Source organism: uncultured Campylobacter sp., assembly GCF_937997405.1.
Taxonomy (GTDB): Bacteria; Campylobacterota; Campylobacteria; order Campylobacterales; family Campylobacteraceae; genus Campylobacter_B.
Window position 1 is genome coordinate 1 of record NZ_CALKTL010000175.1, and the last position, 3088, is coordinate 3088.

The 3088-nt window shown below is 44.6% G+C and carries 3 protein-coding genes and 2 pseudogenes; 4 read left to right on the forward strand and 1 reads right to left on the reverse strand.

Annotation, left to right across the window (positions count from 1 at the left end; all coding sequences use genetic code 11):
* Positions 1–258: hypothetical protein (locus Q0372_RS09340; RefSeq protein WP_298105212.1), on the forward strand; the 258-nt coding region annotated here is incomplete at its 5' end.
* A 114-nt stretch (positions 259–372) separates the two neighbouring features.
* On the forward strand, positions 373–1257 hold the full coding sequence (locus Q0372_RS09345; protein WP_298105215.1) for a hypothetical protein: 885 nt from the start codon (positions 373–375) through the stop codon (positions 1255–1257).
* Between the two features lie 213 nt (positions 1258–1470).
* On the opposite strand, the gene ybeY is transcribed toward Q0372_RS09345, so the two are convergent.
* Entirely contained in the window at positions 1471–2121 is a 651-nt protein-coding gene (gene ybeY, locus Q0372_RS09350; RefSeq protein ID WP_298105217.1) for an rRNA maturation RNase YbeY, read from the reverse strand.
* A gap of 54 nt (positions 2122–2175) precedes the next feature.
* Here ybeY and Q0372_RS09355 point away from each other — a divergent pair.
* Positions 2176–2442: pseudogene (locus Q0372_RS09355) on the forward strand (7-cyano-7-deazaguanine synthase); the annotation flags it as partial.
* Positions 2443–2949: 507 nt separating this feature from the next.
* A pseudogene (locus Q0372_RS09360) lies at positions 2950–3088 on the forward strand (7-cyano-7-deazaguanine synthase); the annotation flags it as partial.

The window sequence follows — 3088 nt, forward strand, 5'->3', positions numbered from 1 at the left end:
GATTTCGACTATATCCATTTTTACGACGGGCGAAATCAAGATATCGCGCTGGGTTACGACTTTGATAACGAAAGCATTGAATTTTATAAAAAGCTCGCAGATCATTATGATTACGAAGGCAAAAAATGCAGGTCGCGCAGGGTATACAGCGAGCACCATGCGACATTTGCGATTGACAATTTTGAGCACGCGACGTTTTGGTTGGGAGATCATGGCGAATTCACCCTAAAAGATCCATACATTCATGAGTGTGAATAAAAGTGATCGGTAATTGAAACACTGAAAGCCTGCCGTATAGATCGGCGGTATATGCATAAATTCATATTTGTGCGGATATGATAATGTATTTTATACTTTGATTAAGTAATTATGTTGTATAAGCTTATACAACCGATAACAAAAAACGCTTTTAAGATTCCAAAAGCCTATTTTAAGGAGCAAGGGATGCAAATTCGTGCTTTTATTTTAGCGACCTTGTTTGCCGTATCGTTCGCAAAAGCGGACGATATAAAGCATCCATCGATGCCATGGCAACTGGAACCTATTTTATGGAAAATTCAAGATAAAAAAGTTGTAAGAAAAGCCCTCCACGAACCTATGATCCGGGGTGCAACTACCTTTAATGGCAAGAGTTTTTATTTTCTTACGATAGAAGATAATGCAACGCTCAAAAAAGAGTATGAAGAGCATTTATCAAAAGAAAGAGACTTCTGCAACGACTTTTACAATGATTTGTTTGAATGGAAAAATATAAATATAATCAAACCTCTGGTTTTTGATACGACGGATTACAATAACCCAGTTTTAAAGAAAAATATGGGCGATTGCTGGTATATGGATATGAATAAAACGATTAGGGACGGCTTTATCGGGAGAGGATTTACGTTATATAAATTTGATAATAAGCTTTTGTATATTATGACATATAGAGATTTTCGGTTATACGAGATGTCTTTTGCAAATTTTATGTATATTCTAGATCCGCAAGAATGCAGTAAGATCGCAAAAGATCTTTCAAGCGATTCATATCATAGCAGGGCAGATTTTGAGGATTATCGAAACAAGATCGCAGGAGATACCCTAATTTATTTAGGACCGATAAAATATAAAGATGAAGACTATCTGCTTTTTATCGATTCCGTAAATTTAATAAACGGTCTTAAAGCGGTTTCTATTAAAATTAGTAAATTTAAAGACAAAGTTTCACAAACATCCGTTTGTAGAAATTTGTATTTAAATACAAAAATTTATCGTTAAGGAGTAAATCATGCAATACATTCAGTTGCCGTTGATAACTTTAAGTATGCAAAATTTTGGTTGGGAGATCATGGCGAATTTACCCTAAAAGATCCTTTTATCGCTGTGGTTTTGGGCTTGCAGTTTTTGCTCCTCAATCTGCGTTTTTAAAATTTTGTTCGGATTTTACGCCACCACTCATGCTTTTGCTCGCCATTTTTCGATATACAGCGCTTACTCCTCGCTTTCATCCGTTCGCACGATTAGGCTTTTTGGAAGGCGGAATTTCTCTATTATCTCGCACTCCTTGGTGCGCATCTGCCCGCCGTCGCTTTCGTGGTCGAAGCCCAGCACGTGCAGCAAGCCGTGCGTAAAAAGCAGCGCCGTCTCGTCATCCGCGCCGTGCCCCAGCTGCGCGGCTTTCAGCCCTACGAGGTCTAAATTTATCACGACCGAGCCGAGCAGCACGGGGGCAAAATTCTCACCGTCAAAATTTTCATTATTTAAATTTTCATCGTTAGGATTTTTGCTCGCGGAATTTACGGCGTTTTGATTTTCGCCTGCGGAATTTACAGCGCTTATATTTTCTCTGGCGGCTTTTGCGGTGTCTGAATTTTCACCAGCGGAATTCGCAGCGTCTAAATTTTTATCGCCGCTGTTTTCATGCGCGGAATTTTCTTCGCTCAAATCCCCACTGAAGCCCATAAACGCCGCAGGATCGAGCGGGAAACTCAGCACGTCGGTCGTCTTATCGATGCCGCGCGTTTGCGCGTTTAGCTGCCGCATCTCCTCGCCGCGCACGAAAATTAGCTCGACGCTCCCGCCGCCCAGCTCCGCCGCGATAGCGTCCAAAATTTCGGGATAGGGCTGCTCGCAAAGTATCATTTTTACCCCTCTTTTATAAAATTTTCGTATAATTTTAGCAAAAAAAGGACGAAAATGAGAGCTTTATGCGTGATCAGCGGCGGCATGGACAGCGCGACATGCGCATACATCGCCAAGCGCGAAGGTTACGAGATCGTGGCGCTGCACTTCGACTACGATCAGCGCACGATGGGCAAGGAGCGCGAGTGCTTCGGTAAAATTTGCGACGATTTGGGGGTCGCAAAAAGGCTGATTTTAGACGCTCGCTTCATCGCACAAATCGGCGGTAGCGCCCTTACGGACGGCACCTTGCCGATCAGAAAGGGCGCGGCGGAGCTTTGCGGTGCGGCAAAATCTGCCGGCGCCGAGATTGATAGCGCGGCAAATTCCAAGAGCGCGGAGTTTGGGGAGTTAAATTTTGCCGAGACAAATTCCGTCGCCGAATTAGATGGGCAAAATTCTATCGTGGCAAATTCTATTAATGCCGAGATTGGCGGGCAAAATTTTACTGCGTTAAATTTCTCGGCGAGCCCCGCGGACGCTACGCTCGGTGCAGATTCGGCGCGAAGTAGTTGCGTGCAGAGCGGTGAAATTTTAACCCAAGATGGCGAAGCTTCACTAGGGGACAATGAAATTTCACCGCAAGGTGGCAAAATTTTAGCTCGCGACGACAAAATTTCACTGCAAGACGGCGAAATTTTACCTCAAAGCGGAGCCGAGCCGCAACAGGGCGATAAAATTCCACCCAAGCACGCAGGGGGTGAAATTTTACCACAAAGCCAAAACAATCAAATTTCATCGCAAAGCCGAAGCGATAAAATTCCACCGCAAAGCGGCGAGAGCGCGTTTTCAGATCTGCCGAGCACCTACGTGCCGTTTCGCAACGGCGTGTTTTTGAGCATCGCCGCCGCGCTCGCCGAGAAGGTGTTCGACGCGGCCAAGATCAAGCTCGCGCCCCCGCGCGGCAAGGACAAGAAGGACGCTCCCC

What these genes read in the sequence shown, in the direction of transcription:
- ybeY (WP_298105217.1), bottom strand. Translation starts at nt 2,121, where the DNA reads ATGATACTTTGCGAGCAGCCCTATCCCGAAATTTTGGACGCTATCGCG.